The sequence below is a fragment of the Achromobacter deleyi genome (genome assembly GCF_013116765.2).
Taxonomy (GTDB): domain Bacteria; phylum Pseudomonadota; class Gammaproteobacteria; order Burkholderiales; family Burkholderiaceae_B; genus Achromobacter; species Achromobacter deleyi_A.
Map to the genome: position 1 here is coordinate 555,131 of NZ_CP074375.1, position 15,627 is coordinate 570,757.

Genomic DNA, 15,627 nt, shown 5'->3' on the forward strand with positions numbered 1-15,627 from the left:
TATGCTGTCTTATATCTTCCGGCGCGTGGTGTACGCCCTGCCCATCATGGTGGGCGTCGCGCTGCTGTGTTTCCTGCTGATCCATCTGGCGCCGGGCGATCCGCTGGTATCCATCCTGCCGCCGGACGCATCCGCCGATCTGCAGCGCCAGCTGATGCAACTCTACGGCTTTGACCGGCCGCTGATCGAACAATTCGCGGGCTGGCTGTGGCGCGCGCTGCATGGCGACCTGGGCACCTCGATCGCCAGCGGCCGTCCCGTGGCCGCCGAAGTGCTCAACGCCGTGGGCAACACGCTGCGGCTGGCCTGTCTGGCCACGCTGCTGGGGTTCGTCGTGGGCGCCTTCCTGGGCTTCGTGGGCGGCTATTACCGGAACTCGGTGATGGACCGCATCGCGTCCTTCGTTTCCGTCATCGGCGTGAGCGTGCCGCATTACTGGCTGGGCATGGTGCTGGTCATCGTTTTCTCGACGCAGCTGATGTGGCTGCCGCCCACCGGCGCTGGCCCGGGCGGCTCGGGCGAATGGGTGGCGGACTGGGCGCATTTCCGGCACATGATCCTGCCGGCGCTCACCATGTCGGTTATCCCGATGGGCATCATCGCCCGTACCGTGCGCGCGCTGGTGGCCGAGACCCTGTCGCAGGAATTCGTGGTGGGCCTGCGCGCGCGCGGCCTGACCGACCTGGGCGTGTTCCTGCATGTGGTGAAGAACTGCGCGCCCACGGCGCTGGCCGTGATGGGCCTGCAGCTCGGTTATCTGCTGGGCGGCTCCATCCTCATCGAGACGGTCTTCTCGTGGCCCGGCACGGGCTTTCTGCTCAATGCGGCCATCTTCCAGCGCGACCTGCCGCTGCTGCAGGGAACGATTCTCGTGCTGGCGCTGTTCTTCGTGGTGCTGAACCTGGCCGTCGACATCCTGCAGGGCCTGTTCGACCCGCGCATCGAAAGGAGCTGAGATCATGACCGATTCCGTCGCAAGCCTTGCCGCGCCGCCGGCGGCGCCCGTGGCGCGCTCTCCCGGCTATTGGTCCAACGTGCTGCGCCGCCTGCGGCGCGACCCGCTGGCCCTGACGGCCGGGGCCATCATCCTGGCGCTGATCGTCATGGCGATCCTGGCGCCATGGATCACGCCGGCCGATCCCTTCCAGGCCTCCATGCTCAAGCGCCTGCGGCCCATCGGCACCGAGGGCTATCCGCTGGGGGCGGACGAACTGGGCCGGGACATGCTGTCGCGCCTGATGCTGGGCGCGCGCCTGTCCCTCTTCATGGGCATCGTGCCGGTGATCGCCGCCTTCGTGGTGGGCAGCGCCATCGGCATCCTGGCGGGCTACGCGGGCGGCTGGACCGGCACGGTCATCATGCGGGTGGTGGACGTGTTCTACGCGTTTCCATCGGTGCTGCTGGCCATCGCGCTTTCCGGCACCCTGGGCGCGGGCATCTTCAACGCCATCATTTCGCTCACCATCGTCTTCATTCCGCAGATCGTGCGCGTGGCCGAAAGCGTCACCACGCAGGTGCGGCGCAGCGACTACGTGGATGCGGCAAGAGCCTCGGGCGCGGCGCCCTTCACCATCGTGCGGGCGCACGTGCTGTCCAACGTGCTGGGCCCGATCTTCGTGTATTCGACGAGCCTGATCTCCGTGTCGATGATCCTGGCTTCGGGCCTGTCGTTCCTGGGCCTGGGCGTGCGGCCGCCGGAGCCGGAGTGGGGACTGATGCTGAACACCCTGCGTACCGCCATCTACACGCAGCCCTGGGTGGCGGCGTTGCCTGGCGTGATGATCTTCATCACCTCCATGTCCTTCAACCTGCTGTCCGACGGACTGCGCTCCGCCATGGAGGTCAAGGAATGAACGTCGTCATCGAAACCCTGCGCCCGGCGCACGAGGATCTGGGCGGCCCGGCCCAGCCTTTGCTGAGCGTGCGCGGGCTGGTCAAGCACTTTCCCCTTAAGCGCGATCCCCTGTCCCGGCGCCGCGGCGGCAACGCGGTGCGCGCCGTCGACGGCGTGGACTTCGATGTGAAGAAGGGCGAGACCCTGGGCGTGGTGGGCGAATCGGGTTGCGGCAAGTCCACCACCGCGCGCCTGGTGATGCAGCTTGTCGCGCAGGACCGTGGTGAACTGGTCTTCGACGGCGTGGCCGTCGGCTCGCGCGCGCTGGCGCTGCGCGAGTTCCGCCGCCAGACGCAGATGGTGTTCCAGGACAGCTATTCCTCGCTGAATCCGCGCATGACGATAGAGGACTCCATCGCCTTCGGCCCGCTGGTGCACGGCACGCCTGCGCCCGAGGCCATCGCGGTGGCGCGCGGACTGCTGGGCAGGGTGGGGCTGGATGCGCCGCGATTTGCCGGCCGCTATCCGCACGAACTCTCCGGTGGCCAGCGCCAGCGCGTCAACATTGCCCGCGCGCTGGCCTTGCGTCCGCGCCTGGTGATCCTGGACGAAGCCGTGTCCGCGCTGGACAAGTCGGTCGAGGCGCAGGTGCTGAATCTGCTGCTGGACCTGAAGGACGACTTCGGCCTGACCTATATGTTCATCAGCCACGACCTGAACGTGGTGCGCTACATCTCTGACCGCGTCATGGTCATGTACCTGGGCCAGGTCGTAGAACTGGGGCCGGTGGACCAGGTGTACGACGCGCCGCGCCACCCCTATACGCAGGCGCTGCTGCGTTCCATGCCGTCGATGGAGCCTGGCGTTCGCACTGAATCCGCGCCGCTGGCGGGCGATCCGCCCAACCCCATCGACCCGCCCTCGGGGTGCCGCTTCCATACGCGCTGCGCGCAGGCCCGGGCGGCGTGCGCCCGGGAGGCGCCGGCCATGACGCAACGCGAAGGCCATGCCGTGCGCTGCCTGATCCATCAACCCGAATCCGGCTATGCCGCGTCTGGAGCGCTGTGATGACGCCCGCTACGCAACCCGTGGTCAGCATCCGCAACCTGGAAGTCGCCTTCCAGGCGGGATCCAAGACCGTGCATGCGCTCAATGGCGTGAACCTGGACGTGGCGCGCGGCGAAGCCGTGGCGCTGATCGGCGAATCCGGATCAGGCAAGAGCGTCACCTTGCGCGCGCTGATGCGGCTGCATCCGCCGCGCCGCACGCGCATCAGCGGCGAGATGCGCGTGGACGGCCGCGATGTCCTGGCCATGAACCCCCGCGAACTGGCCGCCATGCGCGGTCCGGTGGTGTCCATGGTGTTCCAGGAACCCTTGCTGGCCCTGGACCCCGTGTACCCGGTGGGCCGCCAGATCGAGGAAATGGTGCGCCGGCATACGGGCAAGAGCGCCGCCGGGGCGCGGGCGCATGCGCTCTCGCTGTTCGAGCGGGTGCGCATCCCCAGTCCTGAACGGCGGCTGCGGGCATATCCGCACGAAATGTCCGGTGGCATGCGCCAGCGCGCGATGATCGCGCTGGCTTTGTCCTGTTCGCCCAAGGTCCTGTTGGCCGACGAGCCCACCACGGCGCTGGACGCCACCGTGCAGATCCAGATCCTGCTGCTGTTGCGTGAGCTGCAGCGGGAACTGGGGCTGTCCATCGTCTTCGTCACCCACGACATCGGCGCCGCCGCGGAAATCGCCGACCGCGTGGCCGTCATGTATGGCGGGCGGATCGTGGAGCAGGGCGCGCTGGCCGACCTGCTGCGATCGCCGCGCCACCCCTACACGCAGGCGCTGCTCAAGGGCCGGGCGCACGGCGCGATGCAAAAAGGCCAGCGCCTGGAGACCATCCCGGGTTCGCCGCCCGACCTGGCCGCCTTGCCTCCGGGTTGTTCGTTCGCGCCGCGTTGTGGCCTGGCGCAGCCGCGTTGCCAGCAGCACGTACCCGAGATCGTCCCGGTCGCGCCAGGGCACGAGGTGCGTTGTGTCAGGGCTGCAGGCGACCTATTTTGATACCAACTACGACTCGGCCCCGGGCCGTTGCGCGGGGCCATCACGTGGTCCCGCGGGCAATATGGGACGGCGTGCCGCCGACAGTTGTTTCAACATATCACTACTGATACCCGTCCCTAATAACGGCTCCGGTTTCTTGGCCGATAATGCACTCGTTGCCCAAAGCCGGACCCTCTATGTCTTGCGTCACCCGCCGTATCGCTTTTCCTCTGCTCGCCACGCTGACGGCTGTCCTGGCCGGATGTTCCTCCCCCAAGCCCGCCTACGAAAAAGAGGACTTCGCGCAGAGCGACACCTTCTCCCGGACCTTTCCCGCCGCCAGCAACGCGGCGTGCGACGCGGGCCGGCGCGCCTTGCTGAGCCAGGGATACAACATCGACAAGTTCGATCCGTCACGCGTGACCGGCCATAAGAACTTCCAGGGCGAAGACGGCCAGCACACCCAGATCAGCTTCAATATCGAGTGCGCCTCGGATGGCAGTTCGAACGAGCGCGCAACCGTATTCGCCAACGCCGTCCAGGACCGCTATTCGATCAAGCGCACCAGCAACTCCGCCAGCGTGGGCGTCAGCGTGCTGGGCCAGGTGTCCATGCCGTTCGGCGCCAGCGATGATTCGCTGGTGAAGACGGGCAGCCAGACGGTGACCCGGCCCAAGTTCTATGAGGGCTTCTTCCAGCTGCTGCAGCGCTTCCTGCCGGATGCGCAGGCCGCCGCCGCGCCGCCCGTGCCGCCGCCCGGCCGAGGCAAGGCCGCGCCGGCCAAGGCGCCGCCCGTGCCAGCCGATCCGGTCGCCTCGCCGGAGGCGCCCGCCGACACCCTGAACCCCGCGGCCGCCAACGGCGGCGCGCCGACGGTGGGCGACAAGCCGGCGCCTGCCGCGACGCCGCCCGCTCCGACGCCCGCCGCCGCCACGCCGCCCGCTGCAACACCGCCGGCCGTAACGCAACCCACCGCAACGCAGCCTGCCGCGACGCAACCCGCCGCGACCCCGCCCGCCTCGGGCACTTCTGAAGCGGCCGCAACGCCGGCGGCATCGCCCGAGAAGCCGGCCGCGCCGAAAACAGACAACTGACGCCGGGGGCGGGCAGGGTGAACGATGGAGTGTTTGCCGTAGCGCAAATCCCCGGCGCCGCCCCGCTGTTCCCCGCCGCCCGCGACCGGTGATAATGCCGGCCATGACCTACCAACTCCTGAAAATGGCCCATGTCGCGGCCGCCGTGGCCTGGCTTGCGGGCTCGCTCTTCGTTTCCCTGTTTCTCCTGTCCTCGCAGCCGCAGGAGGGCGACGAAGCGCCCAAGGAACGCAAGATGCTGAATGCCTTGCGCCGCTGGACCTTGTTCGTCACGACGCCCGCCATGGTGATCACCTGGCTCATCGGCCTGCACCTGGCCATGACGTTCGGCTGGTTCGCCATGAACTGGATCTGGGTCAAGGTGGCCTGCGCGTTGGCGCTGTCCGCCTTGCTGGGCCTGCAGAGCGCTGCGCTGCGCCGCATGGCCAACGGCAGCGCCCGCCGTCCGCCCATGGTGGACCTGTACGCCCCGTTTACCGTCCTGGCCTCCGCGGCCATCGTGACGCTGGTGGTGGTCAAGCCGTTCTAGCCGCCGGGCGGGCGCGGGCGCAAGCGGCGCGCCATATTCTGCCCGGCCATATCCAAACGCCCCTGTAATAACGACTCAACCAACTATTCGTTCGCGCCCGTAAGTCCCCTCCCTAGAATCGTCTCTCTCATAACTGCGTTGACTTAGAGGCGATTCCATCATGACTATCCGTATTCTTGTCGCCGGGACGTTCCGGGATGAAGGCGTCTCTTCCGGGGCGCGGCAGGCGCGCACGGCCTGGGCGCCGTTCTTCAAGCGCCTGCTTGGCGCGGTGCTGGCTTCGGCGGCCATGTTCCATGGTCCGGCCTTCTCGGCCGACCCCAAGCCGCTGAAAGTCGGCGTGCGCGGCGGCGTGGACGAGCAGATCTGGGAAGTGGTGACCCAGGTGGCCAAGAAGAACGGCCTGGCCGTCGAGCCCGTGGTCATCACCGGCACCGCCAGCCCCAATGAGGCGCTGAACAACGGCGACCTGGAGGCCAATGCCTTCCAGCACATCCCTTTCCTGAACGACCAGATCAAGCAGCGCGGCTACAAGCTGGTGGCGGTGGCCAATACGCTGATCTCGCCCATCGCCTTCTATTCGCGGAAGTACAAGTCGCTGAAGGACCTGCCAGACGGCGCCAAGGTGGGAATACCCAACGATCCCAGCAACCAGACACGCGCGCTGGTGATCCTGCGTGACCAGGGTCTCATCACGCTGAAGGACGGCTTTGACCCGGCAACCGGCACGGCCACGCTGGCGGACGTGACGTCCAACCCCAAGAAACTCAACTTCGTGGAAAGCGCCTCCGTGGTGCTGGCGCGTTCGCTGCCGGACGTGGACACCGCTGCCATCGTCAACAGCTTCGCCTACCAGGCCGGCCTGATCGCCACGCGTGACGGCATCGCGGTCGAGAAGAAGGAAAACAATCCCTACGTGAACATCATCGCGGTGCGCGAAAAGGACAAGGACGCGCCGTGGGTGCCCGCGCTGATCAAGGCCTACCACTCCGAGGAAGTGCGCCAGTTCATCCTGAGCAAGTACGAAGGCTCGGTGATCCCGGTTTTCTAGGCAATGATGCAACACGAGTTCTCCATAACGCCGCAGCCCGGCCTGGCCGGGCATGGCCAGGCGCAGGACCCGCACATCGTGTTCGAGGGGCTGCAGAAGCACTACCTGGGCGCGCAGGGATCCGTCGCGGCGCTGTCCGATGTGTCGTTTTCGGTCGCGCGCGGCGAGGTCTTCGGAATCATCGGGCGCAGCGGCGCCGGCAAGTCCACGCTGCTGCGCTCGATCAACATGCTGGAACGGCCCAGCGCCGGCCGCGTGCTGGTCGACGGCGTGGACGTGGGCGGGCTGGACGAGGACGCCCTGGTCGGCCTGCGCCGCCGCATCGGCATGATCTTCCAGCATTTCAATCTGCTGTCCGCCAAGACCGTGGCCGAGAACGTTGCCTTGCCGCTGCGCGTGGCAGGCGTGAAAGCGGCTGCCGCGCGTGCGCGGGTGGAGGCGCTGCTGGACATGGTGGGCCTGCGCGACAAGGCCGATGTGTATCCGTCGAAGTTGTCCGGCGGGCAGAAGCAGCGCGTGGGCATTGCGCGCGCGCTGGTGCATGAACCCGAAATCCTGCTGTGCGACGAAGCCACGTCGGCGCTGGACCCGGAAACCACGCAATCGATCCTGGCGCTGCTGCTGGACATCAACCGCAAGCTGGGACTGACAGTCGTGCTGATCACGCACGACATGGCGGTGATTCGCGAGGTCTGCCACAAGGTGCTGGTGCTGGACGGCGGCCGCAAGGTCGAACTGGGAGAAGTCTGGCGCGTGTTTGGCAACCCGCAGGCGGACGCCACGCGCGCGCTGCTGCGGCCCTTGCAGCACGAACTGCCGGCGGACCTGGCGGCCAGGCTGGTGCCCGATCTGCAGGGCCGTGCCGGCGTCGCCGTGCTGCGCCTGCGCTTTACCGGCCAGGGGCGTCCGGATGGCGTATCGCTGCAGGCGCTGGCGGCGATGGGGCCGGGCGCCACGCTGTTGCATGGCGGGCTGGACCGGCTGCGCGGACACGCGCAAGGCAGCCTGCTGGTGTCGGTGCCCGCGGGCGCCCTACAGGAAGAGGCCGCGCGCGCCGCGCTGGTGGCCGATCAGATCAAGGTGCTGGGCTATGTCGCTGCCGATGCTTGATAAATACCTGCAGGCTTTCCTGCAAACCCTGGCGATGGTGAGCATATCCGCCGTCATCGCCATCGTGTCCGGCCTGGCGCTGGCGGTCGTGCTCACCATCACGGCGCCCGGCAACCTGTACCCCCAGCCGCGCTTCAACAAGGCGCTTTCGGTCACGGTGAACACCTTTCGCGCCATCCCGTTCATCATCCTGCTGGTGGCGATGCTGCCCTTCACGCGGTTCCTGGTGGGCACGACGCTGGGCACCTGGGCCGCCATCGTGCCGCTGTCGGCCAATCTGGTGCCTTTCTTCGCCCGCATCGCGCAGGTCAGCCTGAACGATGTGGACCACGGGCTGGTGGAGGCCGCGCGCGCCATGGGCTGCCGCCGGTGGCACATCGTGCGCCACGTGCTGCTGCCCGAGGCGCTGCCCGGCATCATCGGCGGCATGACTGTCTGCGTGATCGCAATGATCAACGCGTCGGCCATGGCCGGCGCGGTGGGGGCGGGGGGGCTGGGTGACCTGGCGATCCGCTACGGCTACGAGCGCTACGAGACCCGTGTGATGTTCGAGGTGATCGTGATCCTGATCGCGCTGGTGTCGATCGTGCAGTTCGCCGGCGAATGGCTGTCGCGTCGCGCGGATCACAAACGCTAGCCGCCGCGATGCGCGCACGCCCAAATGGCCGGTCAGCGCAGCGGCGACTGCAACAGGGTGGTAAGCGGCTGCGTGCCCAGTTGCTCTTGCTCGCTGACCATCTTGCTGATCGCGTTCTGGTGCCGATGAAAGCGGCGCAGGTCGTCGTCGCGTCCGAACATCAGCTCGTCGTGGTCCGCGTACCAATGCTGCCGGTTGTCGTCCAGCAGCGTGATCATCTGGCCCAGCTCATCCAGGATCTGCGCCTCAAGGTCCCAGATACGCGTCAGTTTCGCATTGCTGGCCGCGCTGGACTTCTTCAGCACCTTCAATATTTCTTCTTTCTCCGGGGCAGTGATCGACAGCGAGCGCACCAGCGCCGGCATTCCGGCCAGCACCTGCAGGCTTTGCTGGCGGTAGTTGGGGACGATACGCCCGGCCTGCTCAAGAATGAGCCGGCTTTCGATCAGCCCCGTATCCCGCGCCAGGCGATTGGCGTCGAGCAGCCGCGGCAAGCCGATCTCCTGCAATTCCTGCAGATAGGCGCGATGCTGCGCAAGACGCTGGCCGGCCACGGTCTTCATGGCCCTTTCGGTCTCCCCATACGGGCCCGAAGCCTTGGGCGCGGGGTCGATGGCGGGCACTTCCTCCGGCATGCCATATCCGCCGTTGACCAGCACGCGCAGTGTCTCGACGGTCTTGCGGATCTCGGCGTTGGCGATGTCCCGCTGGAGATTCTCGTGGTTGCGCCTGGCGACTTCCGGTGCGACGACGAGCAGGAGGAACACGCCCGCGCCCAGCAGGATGCGTACCCGGTTGCGCGGCGTCCTGAAGCGCTCCCACATGGAAAAGAAGGAGAGCGTGACGAGCAGCACGATGGCCAGGCCCGCGGCGTAGCCGACGGCCACTATCGCGATGTCCTGCAGGCCGGCGGGGCGGCGGCTGAGGACGCCCCAGGCCAGGATGGCGACATAGACCACACAGGTGGCCGCCCTGAGCAGCCAGCCGGGCTGGAGCCGTTTCGCATCCCCGCCATGCGGCCTGGGCGGCGCGGCGGCGGACGGGGGCGTTTCCCTAGGGGGCAACGCGGGCTCTTGCGGGTCGTTCATGGAGCGCCAAAAAACGGGGATATGGGTCTGGAATGTAAAGACTAGCCCCGGCCTCGTCAATGTCGCGCAGCAAAGGAAATCCACGATTTCAATGCAGGGGCGTTCCGCCCTTGCGCCCACCGATGACAGGAGTTCAGAAATGACCGACACCCCGCAACAAGGTTTCGCCACCCGCGCCATCCACCTGGGCTATGACCCGCTGGACGAGCAGGGCGCGCTGTCGCCGCCGCTTTATCTGACGGCCACCTACACGCAGGACAGCATCGAGGCTTTTGACCAGATACGCCTGGGCGAAAAGCAGGGCTATGTCTACGGCCGCACGCGCAACCCGACACAAGCCCTGCTGGAAGAGCGGCTGGCTTCGCTGGAAGGGGCCGAGGCGGGCGTGGTGACGGCCTCGGGCATGGCCGCGATTTCGGCCACCTTGTTCACGCTGCTGCAAAGCGGCGACGAAATCGTGGTGGACCAGATCGTCTACGGCACCGCCTTCACGCTGTTCACGCAGGGGCTGGCGCGCTTTGGCGTGCGCGCGGTATTCGCGGATTTCACGCAGCCGCAGACCGTGGCCGCCGCCATCGGCCCGAAGACCCGGGCAGTCTATTTCGAGACGCCGGCCAATCCGAACCTGCGCCTGGTCGATATCGCCGCCGTGTCCGCCATCGCGCGCGGCAAGGGCTTGCTGACCATCGTCGACAACACCTTTGCCACACCGGTGCTGCAGCGGCCGCTGGAACACGGCGCGGATATCGTGCTGCATTCGGCCACCAAGTATCTGGGCGGCCACGGCGACCTGCTGGCCGGGGCCGTGCTGGGTCGCAAGGAGCACATCGACGCCATCCGCCTGCAAGGCCTGCGCTATTTCACCGGCGCCACCTTGTCGCCCTTTACCGCCTTCCTGGTGCTGCGGGGAATCAAGACGCTGGAACTGCGCGTGCAGCGCCACAGCGAATCCGCGCTGAAGGTGGCCAAGCTGCTGCGCGAGCATCGGGCCGTGGCCGATGTGTACTATCCGGGCCTGGCGGGCACGGCGGGCGAGGACATCGCACTACGCCAGCAAGCGGCGGGCGGAGGCCTGGTGGCTTTTGAGCTGAAGGGCGGACTTGCCGCCGGCCGGACGCTGCTGAACAGCCTGAAGCTGGCCCGCATCGCGGTCAGCCTGGGGGATCCGGAAACCCTGATCCAGCATCCGGCGTCGATGACGCATGCCAGCTACTCGGCGGAGGACCGCGAGCGCTATGGATTGTCCGAAGGTCTGCTGCGCCTGTCCGTCGGCCTGGAGACTCCCGGCGACATCCTGGCCGATCTCAGGCAGGGGCTGGACCGCGTGTAGCCGCCTGAGCCTGCTTCCGGAGCGGTGCGGCCTTGTCGCGCCGCCAGCCCACCCATTCGCCTTCGCCGTCGTAGTGGCGCAATCCGCGCTTGGCCGTGGCCAGCCCCGCCCGCAGCGTGTCCATGTCCAGCCCCGGCAGATTACGCAGCAGGGCCGGCGGCAGGCGGTCGATGTCCAGCCAAGCCTGGTCGAAGTCCAGCAGCCTCAGCCCGCCGCTGTCGCTGGGCACGCGGACGAACCATAGGCTGTCCATGTAATCGCCGAACCAGGGGTCGGGATAGATGGCCTGCGTGAACAGAAATCCGAATTCGTGGATGTCGCTCCATGGCCAGAACTCCTGCATGCCCATGGCGCGCGTCAGTTCGCTCGTGCGCGTAACACCGGCGTCATCGATGCGCACGATTTCCCGCAGGGGATCTTCTGGCGTCGGCGGTCCGGCAAAAAGCCGCTTGATGAATGACCACATGGTGTTGGCAGCAGGACTGAAGGCGGTTGAGAAAATCAGATAATCAAATGGATCGACTGCGCATATTAGCGCACAGGGATCGAAGCGGTATGGGCATAAATGCTCATTTCTACAGGTTGATTCAAAGGGTGGCGGCGCCTCGCTGGAAAATAAGTAATTCTCCTCTGGAAAAATGCAATTCCGTTTAGCACTCTAGGCACTCGTCGCAGAGGCGTTTCCTTGACCTGGGAAGCGACGCGGCATTCTGGGTCCCAGCAGAGAAGAGGCGGAGCGGTGAATTTCAATAGACGCAGGAAGAAATGGCTGGGCAAGTCCGATGTCGTCGTGGTGGTGTGTACCCTCTTCGCTATATATTGGGCAATTTCCTCCAACACCAAGCCGCCGATTTATCCCGTCGAGGCATTCTTTGCGCTATCCCCGCGGACAGACTTTCAAATATCTTCCGACGGCAAGTGGCTAGGCTTCCTGGAGAGCGGTTTCGATGCCGATGGAAATGCGTTTCGTGGACTGTACGTGCAGTCCATAACCGCCGGTGTTCCTGACGGGGTGGCAAGAAAAATATCGGATGAGCGCGACGGGGCAATCAAGGGCTATGTGTGGAAGGGCGCCTCGACGGTCGTGGTTCACAAGGAGGCAGCCGCCGGCAATCGGTCGACGATGGTCGCTATCGACCTGAGAGACGGCCGCGCCGTGAATCTGGCTTGGTCGGAGGGCGGTTCTCTGCGGCTGCAGAGCACGTTGCGGCATGACCCGTACCGGATCTTGATCAGCCGATACGCCCAGGCCGAGGGGGTGAGCACGCTTCTGCGGGTCGATGTCCGCGATGGCCAGTGCGCGGAGGTCGCAACCCTGCAGGACAACGTCATCGCCTGGGTCGAGGGTGGTGACGGCCTTGTGCGGACCGCAATTTCAAGAACGGACTTCGGCACCAGGGTCTATTCACAGGCAAAGGACGACGCCTTCCATAAAGTCCTTGAGGTCGGCTCCGGCACGACATTTCGGCCGATCCGCTATGCGGCCGACAATGAATCGCTCTATGTGCTGTCGAACAGGTTCAGCGACAAGATCGCGCTTGTGAAATGGAATCCGCGGATGCCCGATGCGGAAGAACCGATCTTTGTGCTTGAGTCCGCGGATGTCGAAAGCGCGGCCTATTCCGAAGCACTGCAGCAGATTGATACCGCGTCCTACCGGAACTTCCGGCCGGCCCGCTCCTTCTTTGACGAGACAACCGAACGGCATTACCGAAAACTCAGGGAGAAGCTGGCCGGCCCGGAGCTGATGCTGTCGGGATCGAACGAGGACAAAACGCTGTACGTGGTCCGGACGTCTGGCGAACGGGACCCCGGCAGCGAGTATCTGTTCCACGGGTATTCAGAAACCCTGACCAAGCTGACGGTCGATTCGGATCGGGTTCCGCCGATGGCGCTGGCCGCAGTCGCTCCGGTCACATACGCCGGCCGTGACGGCCTGAGTCTTGAGGGGTATCTGACGCTGCCCGTCGGAATCGAGGCAAAAGGTCTTCCGTGCATAGTCATGCCGCCGGGAGTGCCCCGGGCCAGGGATCGTCGCAAATATGATCCGGTGGTGCAGTTGTTTGCCAACCGCGGTTATTGCGTGATGCAGATGAACTATCGGGAAACCGTGGGGCTTGGTTTGCGGGACCTCGCAATACAAGACGATATTACAGACGCCGCGAAATGGCTGGTCCAAACGGAAGTGGCCGACGCAAATAGAATCGGGATTTTTTTCGGAGAGGGTTACGCGGCCATTGCGGGTGTAATACTCAGTCCCGGGCTTTACCGGGATGAATCCAGGCTTGACGCTTCCCCGCAGGCCCTGCGCCCCGACAAAACCATTACCTCGCTATTTGCCGCTTACGGGCAGGCGGGTCCGTCTTTGCCCCGGGCGGAAGTGGCTGAAACGGCTGCCCCGCCACGAGCGGTCAGGGAAGTGACGTACATGGTGAAGGCCGGCGGTCAAGGGGATTTCAAGAATACGTCGGATAAGGTGCAGTTCTATCACTCCATGCTTCGATTCTTCGAAAGCAATCTGACTTTGATTCAAGACTGAGTTCGGTCAGGTCGGCGCAACGATATGCGTCGTGGTTATGGCTTGGATATCGGATTTGTCTGCTATTGGGGGGCAGGCAGCGGGAATTTCTTTTTTTCATTGTTGGCTCGACCGCCCCAAACTCCCTGCTGGCCTGCCTTCCGCAGGCTTTTTTTTGCGCTGCGTTGTCCCGCAGCGCTACACATGGTTCTTCCTGATTCCGGGATATTCGTCCATCACCTGGCCGCGGCCGACAGTACTTTTGTGAATGGCCAAGCATCGAAATGTAAATATCATCTACTGAGTACAAGTACTCTGGATAATGTTTGGCTTTGAATCAAGAATTCGCGAAAAGAAACGTCGTCAGGTTTTCGCCTGAATTGAGATTGTGATCCTTTCCTAGAAATTTTAATAGATGAGCACTTCCCAGCGTTTACTGCGCCACCCTTATGAAGGGCTGGCCATTCCGGGAGAAATTGTCGCTCGCCCGCAGAGCGCATTCTCCTCCGACAGCAGCTTCAATTGCCTTCGGACAGTCGCGAAGGTACACGTTGTTGATGATGACGATCTGGCAGCCTGGATAATAAGGCAGTTGCTCAGGGATATGCGGATCGAGATCGTCGCTTATTCGTCGGCGGAAGAATTCATGGCGCAATATATACCTGCGGAATGCGAATGCCTGATTCTGGATTTGTGGATGCCGGCACTGGATGGGTTGAGCCTGCAGCGAAATCTGCTGGAGCGCGGCGTCGCGCCGCCCATCATATTCGTTACCGCAAACCCCGAATTCGGCGATGCGGTCGAGGCGATGAAGCACGGCGCATTCGACTTTCTCTCGAAGCCGCTCAATGCCGACCGCCTGTGCGCGGCGGTGCATGCGGCCCTGGAAAAGAGCCGGATAATTCACTCAAGGCGCCTTCGTGCCGAAGAAGAGGAAGCGAGAAAGGCGCTGCTCACCACGCGCGAGCTGTCCATCGTGCAGGGGGTAATTGCCGGGCATTCGAGCAAGGATCTCGCAGAGCGGCTTCATCTGTCCGTCCGCACCGTCGAAAATCACAAGGCCCACATATATTCGAAACTGGACATTCACTCGTCACTGGAATTGGCCCGGCTGTTCATCGGGATGGTCAAACCCGATCTTGACCAATGAAGCGAGGGCGTTGTTTCAAGAAAATTGAGTAGATTTACTCTGTCTGGCGCACTGGGAATCTTGAAATAATGCGACGCATCGTGTTGCCAAGTATCAAGTTTTCAATGACCAAGGATTACGCTATGAGAAATCGAATGAGCCAGTTCACCACGCAATTGGGGGTGGCGCTGGGGGCAGTGGCTCTGTTGTCTGCCCAGGCTGTGGTGGCGGCGGAAGGCGGTAGCGCTCCGGTGGGGAAAATCACCGAACGTGTCGTGCCTGCCCGCGGCGGCGCGCCTGCTGCTTCCAGCCCGGCCGGTGGCGGCGCGGTGGCTCCGGCAAGAACTCCGGATACGAGCGCCTCCGCGGACCGCGGACTGTCGGTCACGTCTGGCGCGACATTGAACTCGCAATTGGTCAAGGTTCGCACTTCTGGCGGAACGGGCGCCCTGACGTTCCGGCTGCTGGACCCCACCGGCAAGCCTGCAGAGCTGCCGCCCGGCCTGATCTTCGGTTCCGACGGCTCTCTTTCCGGGGAAGCGCCTGCGGTGTCCAGCCCGAAGACCATCACGTATCTGATCCAGGTTCAGGACAGCGGCGGTGGCAAGGCGAGCCGGACCGTGCGGCTGACGATCAATCCGCCCTTGACCGTGCAGGGCGGCGCCATTCAGGCAACCGCCGGCGGCAAGATCAAGAGTCCCGCGAAGTTCCTCAACGTCGCTGGTGGAACGGGCAAGTACACGGTTTCCTATTCGAACGCTCAGGGCGGATCGATGCGCATGCCCTCGGGGTTGGTTCTGGATGGCGCCGGCAACGTCAGCGGGGCCGTGCCCGCGTCCACCGAGAAGCTGGCGGGGCTTACCGCCACCATTACGGACGAAGGCGGGGCGCGTGTCTCGCTGCCAGTGGAGTTCAACCTCGCGCCGGCTCTCGAAATTTCCACCAATCCGGTGGAGCTCACCGCCGGAGCAACCATTCCTGCGCCCATCCCCGTCGTGACGTCGACGGGCGGAAGCGGGGCTGTCCGGTATGCGCTGCTCGACAAGGATGGGACCACGCCGGCGCGTCTCCCGGACGGCCTGCGATTTGACTCCACGGCCGGGGCGCTGACGGGCCTGGTGCCGTCCACCCCGCAGGAAGGCAGATATGTGGTCATCGCCCAAGACGCGGGCGGTGGCGAAGCGAACGCAAAGTTTGAATGGAAGGTCAATCCGCAGCTTCAAATCTCTTTCGAATGATCTGTCGTCTTCACAAGGCCGCTGCCGGCTCTA

General features: G+C 64.7%; 15 protein-coding genes. 13 read left to right on the plus strand and 2 right to left on the minus strand.

Features of this window, described 5'->3' with window-relative positions; translation table 11 throughout:
• Position 1 precedes the first annotated feature (1 nt).
• The 9 genes from HLG70_RS02550 (at position 2) to HLG70_RS02590 (ending at position 8,291) form a co-directional block, all read left to right on the plus strand.
• Positions 2-955, plus strand: a complete 954-nt coding sequence (locus tag HLG70_RS02550) for an ABC transporter permease (protein ID WP_171665296.1) — start codon at positions 2-4, stop codon at positions 953-955.
• A gap of 4 nt (positions 956-959) precedes the next feature.
• Positions 960-1,853 (plus strand): ABC transporter permease, encoded by an 894-nt coding sequence (locus tag HLG70_RS02555; RefSeq protein ID WP_171665295.1) that lies wholly within the window; start codon positions 960-962, stop codon positions 1,851-1,853.
• Entirely contained in the window at positions 1,850-2,902 is a 1,053-nt protein-coding gene (locus HLG70_RS02560; RefSeq protein ID WP_171665294.1) for an ABC transporter ATP-binding protein, read from the plus strand. The genes HLG70_RS02555 and HLG70_RS02560 overlap by 4 nt, the downstream gene beginning before the upstream one ends.
• Positions 2,902-3,891 carry an ABC transporter ATP-binding protein gene (locus tag HLG70_RS02565; protein WP_171665293.1) on the plus strand — a complete coding sequence of 330 codons (990 nt, stop codon included), beginning with the start codon at positions 2,902-2,904 and terminating at the stop codon, positions 3,889-3,891. Before HLG70_RS02560 ends, HLG70_RS02565 begins: the two co-directional genes overlap by 1 nt.
• Positions 3,892-4,067: 176 nt before the next feature.
• On the plus strand, positions 4,068-4,964 hold the full coding sequence (locus HLG70_RS02570; protein ID WP_171665292.1) for a DUF2242 domain-containing protein: 897 nt from the start codon (positions 4,068-4,070) through the stop codon (positions 4,962-4,964).
• A gap of 103 nt (positions 4,965-5,067) precedes the next feature.
• Entirely contained in the window at positions 5,068-5,493 is a 426-nt protein-coding gene (locus HLG70_RS02575) for a CopD family protein (protein WP_234103355.1), read from the plus strand.
• Positions 5,494-5,782: 289 nt separating this feature from the next.
• Positions 5,783-6,544 (plus strand): MetQ/NlpA family ABC transporter substrate-binding protein, encoded by a 762-nt coding sequence (locus tag HLG70_RS02580; RefSeq protein ID WP_171665719.1) that lies wholly within the window; start codon positions 5,783-5,785, stop codon positions 6,542-6,544.
• 3 nt (positions 6,545-6,547) lie between these two features.
• Positions 6,548-7,654 carry a methionine ABC transporter ATP-binding protein gene (locus HLG70_RS02585; RefSeq protein ID WP_171665290.1) on the plus strand — a complete coding sequence of 369 codons (1,107 nt, stop codon included), beginning with the start codon at positions 6,548-6,550 and terminating at the stop codon, positions 7,652-7,654.
• Positions 7,635-8,291, plus strand: coding sequence for a methionine ABC transporter permease (locus HLG70_RS02590; RefSeq protein ID WP_171665289.1), 657 nt, complete (start codon positions 7,635-7,637; stop codon positions 8,289-8,291). Before HLG70_RS02585 ends, HLG70_RS02590 begins: the two co-directional genes overlap by 20 nt.
• Positions 8,292-8,323: 32 nt before the next feature.
• Here HLG70_RS02590 and HLG70_RS02595 read toward each other — a convergent pair whose 3' ends face one another.
• Positions 8,324-9,379 (minus strand): hypothetical protein, encoded by a 1,056-nt coding sequence (locus tag HLG70_RS02595; RefSeq protein WP_234103357.1) that lies wholly within the window; start codon positions 9,377-9,379, stop codon positions 8,324-8,326.
• A gap of 139 nt (positions 9,380-9,518) precedes the next feature.
• Here HLG70_RS02595 and HLG70_RS02600 point away from each other — a divergent pair, with 139 nt between their 5' ends.
• Positions 9,519-10,709, plus strand: coding sequence for a trans-sulfuration enzyme family protein (locus HLG70_RS02600; protein ID WP_171665288.1), 1,191 nt, complete (start codon positions 9,519-9,521; stop codon positions 10,707-10,709).
• Here the strand turns inward: HLG70_RS02600 and HLG70_RS02605 are convergent.
• Complete coding sequence (locus tag HLG70_RS02605) at positions 10,684-11,175, minus strand: hypothetical protein (RefSeq protein WP_171665287.1); 492 nt, start codon at positions 11,173-11,175, stop codon at positions 10,684-10,686. The genes HLG70_RS02600 and HLG70_RS02605 overlap by 26 nt on opposite strands.
• 273 nt (positions 11,176-11,448) lie before the next feature.
• Between HLG70_RS02605 and HLG70_RS02610 the strand changes: the two genes are divergently transcribed.
• The 3 genes from HLG70_RS02610 (at position 11,449) to HLG70_RS02620 (ending at position 15,594) form a co-directional block, all read left to right on the plus strand.
• Complete coding sequence (locus HLG70_RS02610; protein ID WP_171665286.1) at positions 11,449-13,248, plus strand: alpha/beta hydrolase family protein; 1,800 nt, start codon at positions 11,449-11,451, stop codon at positions 13,246-13,248.
• A gap of 394 nt (positions 13,249-13,642) precedes the next feature.
• Positions 13,643-14,377, plus strand: coding sequence for a response regulator transcription factor (locus tag HLG70_RS02615; protein ID WP_171665285.1), 735 nt, complete (start codon positions 13,643-13,645; stop codon positions 14,375-14,377).
• A 134-nt stretch (positions 14,378-14,511) separates the two neighbouring features.
• A complete protein-coding gene (locus tag HLG70_RS02620; protein ID WP_171665284.1) occupies positions 14,512-15,594 on the plus strand; it encodes a putative Ig domain-containing protein in 1,083 nt (360 codons plus the stop codon).
• Positions 15,595-15,627 lie beyond the last annotated feature (33 nt).